12 protein-coding genes are annotated in these 15346 nt (G+C 70.8%); 11 read left to right on the top strand and 1 reads right to left on the bottom strand.

The window, feature by feature from the left end; genetic code table 11:
- Positions 1-154: 154 nt before the first annotated feature.
- From uvrC to pgi, 11 genes are all read left to right on the top strand, one after another.
- On the top strand, positions 155-2179 hold the full coding sequence (gene uvrC, locus ABZY44_RS34785) for an excinuclease ABC subunit UvrC (RefSeq protein WP_356661009.1): 2025 nt from the start codon (positions 155-157) through the stop codon (positions 2177-2179).
- Positions 2176-3162 (top strand): RNase adapter RapZ, encoded by a 987-nt coding sequence (gene rapZ / locus ABZY44_RS34780; protein WP_356661007.1) that lies wholly within the window; start codon positions 2176-2178, stop codon positions 3160-3162. Before uvrC ends, rapZ begins: the two co-directional genes overlap by 4 nt.
- Complete coding sequence (yvcK, locus tag ABZY44_RS34775; protein WP_356661005.1) at positions 3159-4232, top strand: uridine diphosphate-N-acetylglucosamine-binding protein YvcK; 1074 nt, start codon at positions 3159-3161, stop codon at positions 4230-4232. The genes rapZ and yvcK overlap by 4 nt, the downstream gene beginning before the upstream one ends.
- Positions 4223-5224 carry a DNA-binding protein WhiA gene (gene whiA / locus ABZY44_RS34770; protein WP_112449750.1) on the top strand — a complete coding sequence of 334 codons (1002 nt, stop codon included), beginning with the start codon at positions 4223-4225 and terminating at the stop codon, positions 5222-5224. The genes yvcK and whiA overlap by 10 nt, the downstream gene beginning before the upstream one ends.
- Positions 5225-5383: 159 nt before the next feature.
- Positions 5384-8344 (top strand): M14 family zinc carboxypeptidase, encoded by a 2961-nt coding sequence (locus ABZY44_RS34765; protein WP_356661003.1) that lies wholly within the window; start codon positions 5384-5386, stop codon positions 8342-8344.
- Between the two features lie 208 nt (positions 8345-8552).
- A complete protein-coding gene (gap, locus tag ABZY44_RS34760) occupies positions 8553-9557 on the top strand; it encodes a type I glyceraldehyde-3-phosphate dehydrogenase (RefSeq protein ID WP_356661001.1) in 1005 nt (334 codons plus the stop codon).
- Between the two features lie 141 nt (positions 9558-9698).
- On the top strand, positions 9699-10910 hold the full coding sequence (locus ABZY44_RS34755) for a phosphoglycerate kinase (protein ID WP_356660999.1): 1212 nt from the start codon (positions 9699-9701) through the stop codon (positions 10908-10910).
- A gap of 5 nt (positions 10911-10915) precedes the next feature.
- Complete coding sequence (gene tpiA / locus ABZY44_RS34750) at positions 10916-11692, top strand: triose-phosphate isomerase (protein WP_356660997.1); 777 nt, start codon at positions 10916-10918, stop codon at positions 11690-11692.
- A gap of 165 nt (positions 11693-11857) precedes the next feature.
- Positions 11858-12091 carry a preprotein translocase subunit SecG gene (secG, locus tag ABZY44_RS34745; protein WP_356661013.1) on the top strand — a complete coding sequence of 78 codons (234 nt, stop codon included), beginning with the start codon at positions 11858-11860 and terminating at the stop codon, positions 12089-12091.
- 179 nt (positions 12092-12270) lie between these two features.
- A complete protein-coding gene (locus ABZY44_RS34740; RefSeq protein WP_007263454.1) occupies positions 12271-12606 on the top strand; it encodes an RNA polymerase-binding protein RbpA in 336 nt (111 codons plus the stop codon).
- Positions 12607-12765: 159 nt separating this feature from the next.
- The gene (gene pgi, locus ABZY44_RS34735; protein WP_356661011.1) at positions 12766-14418 is read left to right on the top strand and encodes a glucose-6-phosphate isomerase; all 1653 of its coding nucleotides are present in this window, start codon (positions 12766-12768) and stop codon (positions 14416-14418) included.
- Positions 14419-14490: 72 nt separating this feature from the next.
- On the opposite strand, the gene pgl is transcribed toward pgi, so the two are convergent.
- Entirely contained in the window at positions 14491-15273 is a 783-nt protein-coding gene (gene pgl / locus ABZY44_RS34730; protein WP_356660995.1) for a 6-phosphogluconolactonase, read from the bottom strand.
- Positions 15274-15346 lie beyond the last annotated feature (73 nt).

The following is a 15346-nucleotide window of genomic DNA, read 5'->3' as shown; positions in this document are numbered from 1 at the left end:
GCCCGGCCGCCGGACGGGCGGCCGGCCCCCGGCCCTCCGGCCCTCGGGGCCGCCCCCCGGCCCTCCGGCCCCCGAGCCCCTCCCGCGGCCGCCCGCTCCGCGCCGCAGCAGGGGAAAGGCTCGGTTGTCGGCGGGCGACAGTAGGGTGGTTGGCATGGCCGACCCTTCCAGCTACCGCCCCGCTCCGGGACAGATCCCCGATTCCCCGGGGGTCTACAAGTTCCGCGACGAGCACCGCCGGGTGATCTACGTCGGGAAGGCCAAGAGCCTGCGCCAGCGGCTGGCCAGCTACTTCCAGGACCTCGCCGGGCTGCACCCCCGTACCGCCACGATGGTGACCACGGCCGCCGCCGTCGAGTGGACGGTGGTCTCCACCGAGGTCGAGGCGCTCCAGCTCGAATACTCCTGGATCAAGGAGTTCGACCCCCGGTTCAACGTCAAGTACCGGGACGACAAGAGCTACCCCTCCCTCGCCGTGACGATGAACGAGGAGTACCCCCGGGTCCAGGTCATGCGCGGGCCCAAGAAGAAGGGCGTGCGCTACTTCGGCCCCTACGGGCAGGCCTGGGCCATCCGCGAGACCGTCGACCTGATGCTCCGCGTCTTCCCGGTCCGCACCTGCTCCGCCGGGGTGTTCAAGCGCTCCGCCCAGATCGGCCGCCCCTGCCTCCTCGGCTACATCGGCAAGTGCTCGGCGCCCTGCGTCGGCCGCGTCACCCCCGAGGAGCACCGGGAACTGGCCGAGGACTTCTGCGACTTCATGGCCGGCCGCACGGGCACCTACCTCACCCGCCTCGAGCAGCAGATGCACGAGGCCGCCGAGGAGATGGAGTACGAGAGGGCCGCCCGGCTGCGCGACGACGTGGGGGCCCTGCGCCGGGCCATGGAGAAGAACGCGGTCGTGCTCGCCGACGCCACCGACGCCGACCTGTTCGCGGTCGCCGAGGACGAGCTCGAAGCGGCCGTGCAGATCTTCCACGTACGCGGCGGCCGGGTGCGCGGCCAGCGCGGCTGGGTCACCGACAAGGTCGAGGCCGTGGACACGGCCGGCCTCGTCGAGCACGCCCTCCAGCAGCTCTACGGGGAGGCGACGGGCGAGGCCGTGCCCAAGGAGGTGCTCGTCCCCGCCCTGCCCGAGGACACCCCGGCCCTGAGCCAGTGGCTCGCGGAGCGGCGCGGATCGCAGGTCAGCCTGCGCATCCCGCAGCGCGGGGACAAGAAGGCGCTGATGGAGACCGTCCACCGCAACGCCCAGCAGTCCCTCCTCCTGCACAAGACCAAGCGCGCCGCCGACCTCACCACCCGCTCCCGGGCCCTGGAGGAGATCGCCGAGGCGCTGGAACTGGACGGTGCGCCGCTGCGCATCGAGTGCTTCGACATCTCGCACCTGCAGGGCGACGACGTCGTGGCCTCGATGGTCGTCTTCGAGGACGGGCTGGCGCGCAAGGGCGAGTACCGCAGGTTCCAGATCAAATCGTTCGAGGGACAGGACGACGTCCGGTCCATGCACGAGGTGGTCTCGCGGCGCTTCCGCCGCTACCTCCAGGAGAAGCTGAAGACGGGCGAGTGGTCGGGGGAGGACGGGGACGGGGACGGGTACGAGGTCGACGCGGCCGACGAGGACGGGCGGCCCAAGCGCTTCGCGTACCCGCCCCAGCTCGTCGTGGTCGACGGCGGGCAGCCGCAGGTGGCCGCCGCCAAGCGGGCCCTGGAGGAGCTCGGGATCGACGACGTGGCGGTGTGCGGCCTGGCCAAGCGGCTGGAGGAGGTCTGGCTGCCCGGTGAGGACGACCCGGTGGTGCTGCCCCGGACCAGCGAGGGCCTGTACCTGCTCCAGCGGGTGCGTGACGAAGCCCACCGGTTCGCGATCCAGTACCAGCGCAACAAGCGGGCCAAGCGCCTGAGGACCGGGCCGCTCGACGACGTGGCCGGGCTGGGCGAGAGCCGCAGGCTCGCCCTGGTCAAGCACTTCGGTTCGGTGAAGAAGCTCCGGCAGGCCACAATTGATCAGATCTGCGAGGTCCCCGGCATAGGCCGCAAGACGGCCGAGACGGTGGCCGCGGCCCTGGCGCAGGCGGTTCCGGCCGGTCCCGCCGTGAACATGGCGACCGGCGAGATCATCGAGGACGAGGCCCCCGCGACCGCGGGAGCGGCATCCGAACGGGGGACCGGGCAATGACCACGCACGATTCCGAACACGATTCCGAACACGACGGCGATTTCGATCGCGCATCCGACGACCGAGACGGAGCACAGGTGAGTACGGGCACGACAGCGGATCCCGGAGCGGTCGCCGAGGCGGCCATCCCCGAGCTGGTGATCATCTCCGGAATGTCCGGGGCCGGCCGCAGTACCGCGGCCAAGTGCCTGGAGGACCTCGGCTGGTTCGTCGTCGACAACCTGCCGCCGGCACTGATCCCCACCATGGTGGAGCTCGGCGCCCGCTCGCAGGGCAACGTGGCGCGCATCGCCGTCGTCGTCGACGTCCGCGGCCGGCAGTTCTTCGACGCGCTGCGCGAGTCCCTCTCCGACCTGGAATCCCGCGGCGTCACCCGGCGGATCGTCTTCCTCGAGTCCTCGGACGACGCGCTCGTACGCCGCTTCGAGTCGGTCCGCCGCCCGCACCCGCTCCAGGGCGACGGCCGCATCGTCGACGGCATCGCCGCCGAGCGCGACCTGCTGCGCGAGCTGCGCGGCGACGCCGACCTGGTCATCGACACCTCCAGCCTGAACGTGCACGAGCTGCGCGCCAAGATGGACGCCCGGTTCGCGGGCGACGAGGAGCCCGAGCTGCGGGCCACCGTGATGTCGTTCGGCTTCAAGTACGGCCTCCCGGTCGACGCCGACCTCGTCGTCGACTGCCGCTTCATCCCCAACCCGCACTGGGTCCCGGAGCTGCGCCCCTTCACCGGGCTCAACGAGGAGGTGTCGGCCTACGTCTTCAGCCAGCCCGGCGCCAAGGAGTTCCTCGACCGCTACACCGAGCTGCTCCAGCTCATCGCGACCGGCTACCGCCGCGAGGGCAAGCGGTACGTGACCATCGCCGTCGGCTGCACCGGCGGCAAGCACCGCAGCGTCGCCATGTCCGAGAAGCTCGCCGCCCGCCTCTCCTCCGAGGGAGTAGAGACCGTCGTCGTCCACAGGGACATGGGGCGCGAGTGACGGGACACAGCCTGCGCCTGCGCCGCCTGCGCCGGCTCACCGCCGACAAGGGCGAGGGCGAGGGCGGCGCGGGCCGCGGTCCGCGCCGCGGCGAGGCCTCCAAGGTCGTCGCCCCCAAGGTCGTGGCGCTCGGCGGCGGCAGGGGCCTCTCGGCCTCGCTGACCGCCCTGCGCCGGATCACGGGCGAGCTGACGGCCGTCGTCACCGTGGCCGACGACGGCGGCTCCAGCGGCCGGCTGCGCGAGGAGCTCGGCGTGCTCCCGCCCGGCGACCTGCGCAAGGCGCTGGCCGCGCTGTGCGGCGACGACGAATGGGGCCAGACCTGGGCGCGGGTGATCCAGCACCGCTTCCAGTCCGGCGGCGACCTCCACGAGCACGCGGTCGGCAACCTGCTGATCGTCGCCCTGTGGGAACAGCTCGGCGACCCCGTCCAGGCCCTGGACCTCGTCGGCAAGCTGCTCGGCGCCCAGGGCCGGGTGCTGCCCATGTCCGCGGTCCCGCTGGAGCTCCAGGCCCTGGTCAGGGGCCACGACCCGGCGCGCCCCGAGGCCGTGGACACCGTGCGGGGGCAGGCCACCGTGGCGCTGACCCCCGGCGAGGTGCTCTCCGTGCAGGTGGTGCCGGCCGACCCGCCGGCGGTGCCGGAAGCGGTCGCGGCGGTGCTCGACGCGGACTGGGTGGTGCTCGGTCCGGGCTCCTGGTTCTCCTCCGTGATCCCGCACCTGCTGGTGCCGGAACTCCTCGACGCGCTGGTCGAGACGAAGGCCCGAAAGGTGCTCTCGCTGAACCTCGCGCCACAACCCGGCGAAACAGAGGGCTTCTCTCCGCAGCGTCATTTGGAGGTTTTGGCCCGACACGCCCCTAAACTCGCCCTGGACGTGGTGCTGGCCGATCAGGCCGCCGTGCCCGACCGCGAGTCACTCGCCGATGCCGCAAAACGGTTCGGCGCCGCGGTCGAGCTGGCGCCGGTGGCCAGGCCGGACGGCTCTCCGAAGCATGACCCGGAGCTGCTCGCCGCCGCGTACGACCGTATTTTTCGGATGCATGGAAGGATCGGCCCATGGCGATGACGCCCGCGGTGAAGGATGAGATCGCCCGCCTGCCCGTCACCCGCACCTGCTGCAGGAAGGCGGAGGTCTCGGCGATCCTTCGGTTCGCGGGCGGGCTGCACCTGGTGAGCGGCCGGATCGTCATCGAGGCGGAACTGGACGCCGGGATCGCGGCCCGACGCCTGCGCAAGGACATCCTCGAGATCTTCGGGCACTCCTCGGACTTGGTGATCATGGCTCCCGGCGGTCTTCGCCGGGGCAACCGGTACGTGGTCCGCGTGGTCGCCGGCGGCGACCAGCTGGCCCGCCAGACCGGTCTGGTGGACGGCCGCGGCCGTCCGATCCGGGGACTTCCCCCGCAGGTGGTCTCCGGGGCCACCTGCGACGCCGAGGCCGCCTGGCGCGGGGCCTTCCTGGCCCACGGCTCGCTCACGGAGCCGGGGCGCTCCTCCTCCCTGGAGGTCACCTGCCCCGGTCCGGAAGCCGCCCTGGCCCTGGTGGGCGCCGCACGCCGGCTCTCCATCGCCGCCAAGGCCCGCGAGGTCCGCGGCGTGGACCGGGTCGTCGTCCGGGACGGGGACGCCATCGGCGCCCTGCTGACCCGGCTCGGCGCCCACGACTCGGTGCTGGCCTGGGAAGAGCGGCGGATGCGCCGCGAGGTGCGGGCCACCGCGAACCGCCTGGCCAACTTCGACGACGCCAACCTGCGCCGCTCGGCGCGGGCCGCGGTGGCCGCCGGAGCCCGGGTGCAGCGCGCCCTGGAGATCCTCGCCGAAGAGGTCCCCGAACACCTCGCCGCGGCCGGCCGGCTGCGCATGGAGCACAAGCAGGCCTCCCTGGAGGAACTGGGCGCGCTCGCCGACCCGCCGCTGACCAAGGACGCGGTCGCGGGCCGGATCCGCCGCCTGCTGGCCATGGCCGACAAGCGGGCCCAGGACCTCGGGATCCCGGGCACCGAGTCGAACCTCGACCTCAGCGACAGCGAGGAGCTGGCCGACAACATGGCCGGCTGAGTCCGCTCCGGGGCCCGGACGGCGGAAGAAGCTCTTCCACAAGGGGCCCGCACGCTCACTCGTGCGGGCCCCTTTCGGTAGGCCCCATTGACATGAGCATGGGCTGATCGTGAGCCTGTCGTCCGAAGCTTTCGTGGCAGACGACGCCCAGGGGGGCACATGAGGCACCGCGCGAGATCGATCCTCGCCGCAAGCGCACTCGTCTTCGGAACCACACTGGCCGCTCTACCCGCGGCGGCCACCGCCCAGGGCCGGGCCGACGTGCAGTCCGCCGCCGACGAGGTACGGGTCTACGACGCCGACATCACCAGGGAACAGGTCCCGCTCGTGCTGGCCGCCGGCCAGGACGCGCACGAGCTCTCCGAACGCGCCCCGGACACCGGGACCGCCAAGGTGGAGCTCTTCCTCACCGGCGCCCAGGCCAAGGAACTGGCGGCCCAGGGCGTCCAGCTCGCCGAGCGCAAGGTCGCGGCCAAGGCCGCGGCGCGCTCCCTGGCGGCAGGGGACGGGGTGTTCCGCCCGTACAGCGGCAAGGGCGGGCTCCAGGAGGAGATCCTGCGCACCGCCCAGGAGAACCCCGGCCTCACCAAGGTCGTCTCCATCGGCAAGACCGTCCAGGGCAAGGACATCCTCGCCCTGAAGGTCACCAAGAACGCCAAGAAGGCCAAGGACGGCGCCAGGCCGTCCGTGCTGTACATGTCCAACCAGCACGCCCGGGAGTGGATCACCCCCGAGATGACCCGGCGGCTGATGCACCACACGCTGGACAACTACGGCAAGGACCCGCGGATCACCAAGCTGGTGGACTCCACCGAGATGTGGTTCCTGCTCTCCGCCAACCCCGACGGCTACGACTACACCTTCGCCCCCGACGGCCAGCGGCTGTGGCGCAAGAACCTGCGCGACAACAACGGCGACGGCAAGATCACTGCGGGCGACGGCGTCGACCTCAACCGCAACTTCGCCTACAAGTGGGGCTACGACAACGAGGGCTCCTCGCCCAACCTGTCGAGCGAGACCTACCGCGGCCCCAAGGCCTCCTCCGAGCCCGAGACCGTCGCCCTCGACGCGTTCGAGAAGCGCATCGGCTTCGACTACGCCATCAACTACCACTCGGCCGCCGAGCTGCTGCTCTACGGCGTGGGCTGGCAGGTGGCGACCCCCACCCCCGACGACATCGGGTACAAGGCGCTCGCCGGCACCCCGGAGAACCCGGCCGTCCCCGGCTACTACCCGCAGGTCTCCTCGGAGCTCTACACCACCAACGGCGAGGCCGACAGCCAGGCCGCCAACGCCAACGGCGTCATGATGTTCACGCCCGAGATGACCACCTGCCAGACGGCCTCCGAGAGCGACCCGGCCGACCGGTGGAAGCCCGAGGACTGCGCCTCCGGCTTCAACTTCCCGGACGACGAGAAGCTCATCCAGGCGGAGTTCGCCAAGAACGTCCCCTTCGCGCTCTCCGTGGCCGAGAGCGCCGAACACCCCGACCAGCCGAAGTCCTCCGTGGGCCTGAGCGCCGCCGACTTCACCCTGGACCCCTTCACCACCTCCTACGCGGCGCGGGGCGAGGACCAGACGGTCGCCGTCACCGCCCGCAAGGCGCTGAAGGACAAGGAGCTGAACTACAGGATCAACGGGGGCCGCACCCACGACGAGGACCTCAAGGCCTGGAAGGGCGGCGAGGTCTACGGCGGCGACGACAACAACTGGTTCGACGCGTACCGGGCCGAGGTCGACGGCGCCAGGCCCGGCGACAAGGTCGAGGCCTGGTTCACCGGGCGCGACCGCACCGGCAAGCAGGTCTCCAGCGAGCACTTCACGTACACGGTGGCCGAGCGGCCGCGCGCCGACGTGCTGGTGATCGCGGAGGAGGGCGCCCCGGCGCAGCACGCCCAGGAGTACGTGGACGCCCTGCGCGCCAACGGCAGGAGCGCGGCGGTCTGGGACGTGGCGGCGCAGGGGGCACCGCACCACCTCGGCGTGCTCTCGCACTTCCGCACGGCCGTCCACTACACGGGGGCCAAGTCCCCGGGCGGGGACACCCAGCTCGCGGTGCGCGACTTCCTGAACGAGGGCGGCAAGCTGATCGAAGCCGGTGAGCTGGCCGGCGGCAACGCCCAGGTCGGCCGCGCCGTGACCGACGACTTCAGCCAGTACTTCCTCGGCGCCTACGGCCGCGCGAACGTCGCCGGCCCCACCGGCTTCACCGGCGCGGGCTCCCTCGCCGGCGCCAAAGGCGGCCTCGGCGGCGCCGCGGGCAACCCGCTCGACCGCCCCGGTTCCTACACGGTCACCTCCGACACCCTGCCCGCGGCGCAGTTCCCGCAGTTCAAGAGCGCGCAGGCGGGCCAGTACGCGGGGGTCGTCAACCCGTACGCCCCGTACGCCGGCACGGGCATGGCCTCGGCCACCCATGACGACGACGACTGGAAGCGGCTCACCCGCACCATCGACCTCACCGGCGTCACCGCGGCCGACCAGCCGCAGCTCAAGACGGCGCTGAACTGGAACACCGAGGAGGGCTACGACCACGCCGTCCTGGAGGCGCACACCGTCGGCGGCGACGACTGGACCACGCTGCCCGACGCGGGCGGCCTGAGCAGCGGCGCGGTTCCGCAGGAGTGCGGGGCCGGGTTCTTCGTCAACGACCACCCGTTCCTGCGCCGCTACCTCACCCTGGACGCGGGCGGCTGCGCCCCGCAGGGCACCAGCGGCTCCTGGAACTCGTTCACCGGCTCCTCCGGCGGCTGGCAGCAGGTCTCCTTCGACCTGAGCGCGTACGCGGGCAAGAGCGTCGAGGTCTCGCTCTCCTACATCACCGACCCGGGTTCGGGCGGTCGCGGCGTGTTCGCGGACGAGGCGCGGCTCTCGGTCGGCGGGGCGGACCGGGCGGCCGAGGGGTTCGAGACCTCGCTCGGCGCATGGGCCGCTCAGGGCGCACCTGCCGGAAGTCCCGATGTTCCGGGCGATTGGGCCCGGTCGGGGGAGCTGTTCAAGTCCTATGCCGCCGTCACTACGCGTGACACCGTGCTGCTGGGCTTCGGCCTGGAGCACGTGCCGGCCGCGGCGGACCGAGCCGTACTCGTCGGTAAGGCGCTCAGGTCGCTGAACCGCTGATCAAAGGAGCCCCGGGAGCTCACGGTGAGTGACCGGGGCCAAGGTCCCGAGGCCCCGTACCTGTCCTGGAGTACGGGGCCTCGGGGCGTGTCAGACGATGGCCGATGTCACCTCGAAGCTCACGGAGAGGTAGGGTCGTAAGCGGTCGGGGACATCCCATACAGCTCGCCGGCGGACAGGCCGGCGCACCCAACGAGGAGATCGGTTCGTGACGATCCGCGTAGGCATCAACGGTTTTGGCCGAATTGGCCGCAACTACTTCCGTGCGCTCCTGGAGCAGGGAGCGGACATCGAGATCGTCGGTGTCAACGACCTGACTGACAACGCCACCCTGGTGCACCTGCTCAAGTACGACACGATCCTGGGCCGCCTCAAGGCCGAGGTCAGCCACACCGACGACACCATCACGGTGGACGGCCACACCTTCAAGACGTTCGCCGAGCGTGACCCCGCGAACCTCCCCTGGGGCGAGCTGGGCGCCGACATCGTCATCGAGTCGACCGGCATCTTCACGAAGAAGGCCGACGCCGCCAAGCACATCGCGGCCGGCGCGAAGAAGGTCCTCATCTCGGCCCCGGCCAAGGACGAAGACATCACGATCGTGATGGGCGTCAACCAGGAGAAGTACGACGCGGCCAGCCACCACGTCATCTCCAACGCCTCCTGCACCACCAACTGCGTGGCGCCGATGGCCAAGGTCCTCCTCGAGAACTTCGGCATCGTCAAGGGCATGATGACGACGGTCCACGCGTACACGAACGACCAGCGCATCCTCGACTTCCCGCACTCGGACCTGCGCCGCGCCCGCGCCGCCGCCGAGAACATCATCCCGACCACGACGGGTGCCGCCAAGGCCACCGCGCTGGTCATCCCGGAGCTGGCGGGCAAGCTCGACGGCATCGCGATGCGCGTCCCGGTCCCGACCGGCTCCGTGACCGACCTGGTCATCGAGCTCGAGCGCGAGGTCACCAAGGACGAGGTCAACGCCGCGTTCCAGAAGGCATCCGAGGGTCAGCTCAAGGGCATCCTGGACTACACCGAGGACGCGATCGTCTCGTCCGACATCGTGAACTGGCCGTTCTCCTGCACCTTCGACTCCTCCCTGACGATGGTCCAGGGCAAGAGCGTCAAGGTCATCGGCTGGTACGACAACGAGTGGGGCTACTCCAACCGCCTCGTCGACCTGACCGTGTTCGTCGGCGGCCAGCTCTGAGCACCAAGGCACCAGGCACCACAATGTGAGCACCGGGGCTCGTTCAGCGCGACGAAGCGCTGTACGGGCCCCGTTGTGTGCGTTGTACCTCTCGCCCCGCACGGGTACAGGACCCGGCCGGGGAAAAGGAGCAGAAAAAGCATGAAGACGATCGACGAACTTCTCGCCGAGGGCGTTTCCGGTAAGCGGGTCTTCGTCCGCGCCGACCTCAACGTGCCGCTCGCCAACGGTGACATCACCGACGACGGCCGCATCCGTGCCGTGCAGCCGACCATCGCGAAGCTCGCCGAGGCCGGCGCCCGCGTGATCGTGGCCTCGCACCTGGGCCGCCCCAAGGGCGTCCCGGACCCGGCCTTCTCGCTCGCCCCGGCCGCCGCCCGCCTCGGCGAGCTGCTCGGCGCCTCCGTCGCGTTCGCCACCGACACCGTCGGTGCCTCCGCCAAGGAGACCGTCGCCGCCCTCGCCGACGGCCAGGTCGCCGTCATCGAGAACCTCCGCTTCAACGCCGGTGAGACCTCGAAGGACGACGCCGAGCGCGGCGCCTTCGCGGACCAGCTCGCCGAGCTCGCCGACGTCTACGTCGGCGACGGCTTCGGCGCTGTCCACCGCAAGCACGCCTCGGTCTTCGACCTCCCCGCCCGCCTCCCGCACGCGGCCGGCTACCTCATCGCCACCGAGGTCGGCGTCCTGAAGAAGCTGACCGCCGAGGTCGAGCGCCCGTACGTGGTCATCCTCGGCGGCGCCAAGGTCTCCGACAAGCTCGCCGTCATCGACGAGCTGCTCGGCAAGGCGGACCGCCTGCTCATCGGCGGCGGCATGGCCTACACCTTCCTCCACGCCAAGGGCTACGAGGTCGGCATCTCCCTGCTCCAGAAGGACCAGGTGGACGTCGTCAAGGAGTACATGGCCCGCGCCGAGGCCAACGGCGTCGAGCTGGTCCTCCCGGTCGACATCCTCGCCTCGAAGGACTTCCCGGACCTGAAGACCAAGGCCCCGGCGGAGTTCATCACGGTCGACGCGGACAAGATCCCCGCCGACCAGGAGGGTCTGGACATCGGTCCCAGGACCCGTGAGCTGTACGCCTCGAAGATCGCCGACGCCGAGACCGTCTTCTGGAACGGTCCCGTGGGCGTCTTCGAGCACCCCGACTACGCCGGCGGCACCCGCGCCATCGCGCAGGCCCTCGTCGACAGCAGCGCCTTCACCGTCGTCGGCGGTGGCGACTCGGCCGCCGCCGTGCGCACGCTCGGCTTCGACGAAAACGCTTTCGGCCACATTTCGACCGGTGGTGGCGCCTCCCTCGAATACCTCGAGGGCAAGACGCTCCCCGGCCTCGCCGCACTGGAGGTCTGAACCGCATGACCACGCGTACCCCGCTGATGGCGGGCAACTGGAAGATGAACCTCAACCACCTCGAGGCCATCGCCCACGTCCAGAAGCTCGCCTTCGCCCTGGCCGACAAGGACTACGACGCCGTCGAGGTCGCGGTCCTGCCGCCCTTCGTCGACCTCCGCTCGGTCCAGACCCTGGTCGACGGCGACAAGCTGAAGATCAAGTACGGCGCCCAGGACATCTCGGCACACGACTCCGGTGCCTACACCGGTGAGATCTCCGGCCCGATGCTGTCGAAGCTGAAGTGCACGTTCGTGGCCGTCGGCCACAGCGAGCGCCGCCAGTACCACGGCGAGAGCGACGAGATCTGCAACGCCAAGGTCAAGGCCGCCTACAAGCACGGGCTCACCCCGATCCTGTGCGTCGGCGAGGGCCTGGACGTCCGCAAGGCCGGCGAGCAGGTCCCGTACACGCTGAGCCAGCTCGACGGCGGCCTCAAGGACGTCCCGGCCGAGCAGGTCGAGTCCATCGTGATCGCGTACGAACCCGTATGGGCGATCGGCACCGGCGAGGTCGCCACCCCCGAGGACGCCCAGGAGGTCTGCGGTGCCCTCCGCGGCCGCCTCGCAGAGCTGTACTCGCAGGAGCTGGCCGACAAGGTCCGCATCCAGTACGGCGGCTCGGTCAAGTCCGGCAACATCGCCGCGATCATGGCCCAGCCCGACGTCGACGGCGCCCTCATCGGCGGCGCGGCACTGGACGCGGACGAGTTCGTCAAGATCGTCAGGTTCCGCGACCAGTAGGACGCGGTCCATGGTCGTCGGGTCACCGATCGTGAGTATGCGGTAGGGCGGATCCGTCGTACCCTTGCGGGGGCCAGCGAGCTGAAACACCAGCCGCTGGCCCCCGCGTACGTTTCGCAGAGCGGGAAAGCCCGGAAAGCCAGAAAGTAGGAATCAGCCGTGATTATGGGGTTCTCGATCGCCCTGGTCGTCTTCAGCGCCCTGCTGATGCTGCTCGTGCTGATGCACAAGGGCAAGGGCGGCGGCCTTTCCGACATGTTCGGCGGAGGCATGCAGTCCTCGGTCGGCGGGTCCTCGGTCGCGGAGCGCAACCTCGACCGCATCACCGTGGTGATCGGTCTGCTGTGGTTCGCGTGCATCGTCGCGCTCGGTCTGCTCACGAAGTCCAGCGGCAGCTGAGGCGTTCTGGCCATTCCGGCAGTCCGGTCGGCTCCCCCCGGCCTATCATGAGGTCCGGCGTTCACGTCTGGAATGGGTAACTCCAGTCACTGGACGCGCGTTGGGCCTTACGTAGACTTGGGCGCCCGCGACGGAATCCACTCACGCTTCGCGGCACCATTACGCAGGGAGTTACGACCGTGGCAAGTGGCAACGCGATCCGTGGCAGTCGGGTCGGAGCGGGGCCGATGGGTGAGGCCGAGCGCGGCGAGTCCGCGCCCCGCCTGCGCATCTCCTTCTGGTGCTCGAACGGGCACGAGACGCAGCCGAGCTTCGCCAGCGACGCGCAGGTGCCCGACACCTGGGACTGCCCGCGCTGCGGGTTCCCGGCCGGCCAGGACCGGGACAACCCCCCGGCGCCGCCGCGCACCGAGCCGTACAAGACGCACCTGGCGTACGTACGGGAAAGGCGAACGGACGCCGACGGCGAGGCAATTCTCGCCGAAGCGCTCGCCAAGCTCCGCGGCGAGATCTGACGCCGCACCGACGGACGACGCGTACGACCCGGGCCCGGCCCGCGGGAGAGTTCTTCTCCCGCGGGCCGGGCTGCTTTGTGTCGGTCGCGCCGCTTCCCATCCCTTAGGTTGGGGAACGGCGGGGCACGACAGGACGGAAGAAGTGGGTTGATGTCCGAGATGAATGCAGACAGCCGAACGAAGCTCAACCGGACGCCGCAGTGGATGGCACTCGGCAAGCACCGGGACGAGCTGGGACAGAAGCATCTGCGAGAGCTGTTCGAGGCGGATCCGGACCGCGGCGCCACCTACACCCTGCGCGCCGGGGACCTGCACATCGACTACTCGAAGCACCTCGTGACCGACGAGACGCTGGCACTGCTGCGGGAGCTCGCGCAGGCCACGGGCGTGGCGGAACTGCGCGAGGCGATGTTCCGGGGCGAGAAGATCAACACGACCGAGGACCGGGCGGTCCTGCACACCGCGCTGCGCGCATCGAGGGGCGCGGTCGTCGAGGTCGACGGCGAGAACGTCGTACCCGGCGTGCACGCCGTCCTCGACAAGATGGCGGCCTTCTCCGAGCAGATCCGCTCGGGGGCCTGGACCGGTTTCACCGGCAAGCGCATCAAGAACGTGGTCAACATCGGCATCGGCGGCTCCGACCTGGGCCCGGCGATGGCGTACGAGGCCCTGCGCGCCTTCTCCGACCGGGGCCTGACCCTGCGTTTCGTGTCCAACGTGGACGGCGCGGACCTGCACGAGGCCGTGCGGGACCTGGACCCGGAGCAGACGCTCTTCATCATCGCGTCGAAGACCTTCACGACGATCGAGACCATCACCAACGCCACCTCCGCGCGCGAGTGGCTGCTCGCCGGCCTCGGCGCCGACCAGACGGCCGTGGCGCGGCACTTCGTGGCGCTGTCGACCAACGCCGAGAAGGTCACCGACTTCGGCATCGATCCGGCCAACATGTTCGAGTTCTGGGACTGGGTCGGCGGGCGCTACTCCTTCGACTCGGCGATCGGCCTCTCCCTGATGGTGGCGATCGGTCCGGACGCCTTCCGCGAGCTGCTCGACGGCTTCGCGGAGATGGACCACCACTTCCGCACGGCGCCGCCGCAGGAGAACGCGCCGCTGCTGATGGGCCTGTTGGGGATCTGGTACGGGGCGTTCTTCGACGCGCAGTCCCACGCCGTGCTGCCCTACAGCCACTACCTGTCTCGCTTCACCGCGTACTTGCAGCAGCTGGACATGGAGTCCAACGGCAAGTCCGTGGACCGCCAGGGCAATCCGGTGGAATGGCAGACCGGACCGGTGGTGTGGGGGACGCCGGGCACCAACGGGCAGCACGCCTACTACCAGTTGATCCACCAGGGCACGCGGGTGATCCCCGCGGACTTCATCGGCTTCGCGCGTCCGCTGGAGGAGCTGTCGCCCTCGCTGGCGGCCCAGCACGACCTGCTGATGGCGAACTTCTTCGCACAGACGCAGGCGCTGGCCTTCGGCAAGACGGCGGACGAGGTCAGGGCCGAGGGCGCCGCGGAGTCGCTGGTCCCGCACAAGACCTTCGCGGGCAACCATCCGACGACGACCATCCTGGCGGCCGACCTGACCCCGGCGGTGCTCGGCCAGCTGATCGCGCTGTACGAGCACAAGGTGTTCGTCCAGGGCGCGGTGTGGAACATCGACTCCTTCGACCAGTGGGGCGTGGAGCTCGGCAAGGTCCTGGCGAAGCGGCTGGAGCCCGCGCTGGTCACCGGCGAAGAGGTGACCGGGCTCGACGCCTCCACGCGCGCGCTGGTGGCGACGTACCGCTCGCTCCGAGGCCGCTGACCGGCGCCCCCGACCGGGGACGTGAAAGAGCCCGCCCTCCGGATGGAGGGCGGGCCCCGTTCGTCCGCGGGATCAGGAGGAGGCCGGGGGATACATGCCCGGCGGGAGCTTCGCGGCGGCCGCGCGGTCCAGGAGCCACAGGGTCCGGGAGCGGCCGTAGGCCGCGGCGGCCGGGGCCTGGACCTGACCGGCCCCGCCCAGGGCGATGGCCACCGCGCCCGCCTTGTCCTCGCCCGCCGCCAGGAGCCACACCTCGCGCGCGGCCCGGATCGCCGGGAGGGTCAGCGAGACCCGGGTCGGCGGCGGCTTCGGCGCCCCGTGCACGCCCACCACCGTGCGCTCGGTCTCGCGGGAGGCCGGGTGCTCGGGGAACAGGGAAGCCACGTGGGTGTCCGGCCCGACGCCCAGCATCAGTACGTCGAAGCGGGGCACCGGGCCGTGGTCCTCGGGGCTGGAGGCCGTGCGGAGCTCCTGCGCGTACGCGGCGGCCGCCGCGTCCACGTCGTCCCCGTAGGGGCCGTCGGAGGCGGGCATGACGTGCACCCGCGCGGGGTCCACCGGGACGGCGTCCAGGAGGGCTTCGCGGGCCTGGGTGTGGTTGCGCTCGGGGTCGTCCGCGGGAACGTACCGCTCGTCGCCCCACCACAGGTCCAGCCGGGACCAGTCGATCGCGTCCCGGGCCGGGGCCGCGGCCAGCGCGGCCAGCAGGCCGTTGCCGTTGCGGCCGCCGGTCAGGACCACGGACGCACTGCCGCGGGCCGCCTGCGCGTCCACGATCTTCGTGATCAGCCGGGCCGCCGCGGCCTGGGCCATCAGCTCCTTGTCCCGGTGGACGACGACCTGGGGAGTCGTCATACCCATGTGCTGCCGCCTTGTCGGTAGTTCGGTGTGCGGAGCCGCCGCGCGGGGGTGGACCCCCGCGCGGCGG

Source organism: Streptomyces sp. NPDC006544 (assembly GCF_040611715.1).
Lineage (GTDB): Bacteria > Actinomycetota > Actinomycetes > Streptomycetales > Streptomycetaceae > Streptomyces.
The sequence above is the reverse complement of the archived record's forward strand: the minus strand, read 5'-3'. Positions and strand labels throughout refer to the sequence as shown.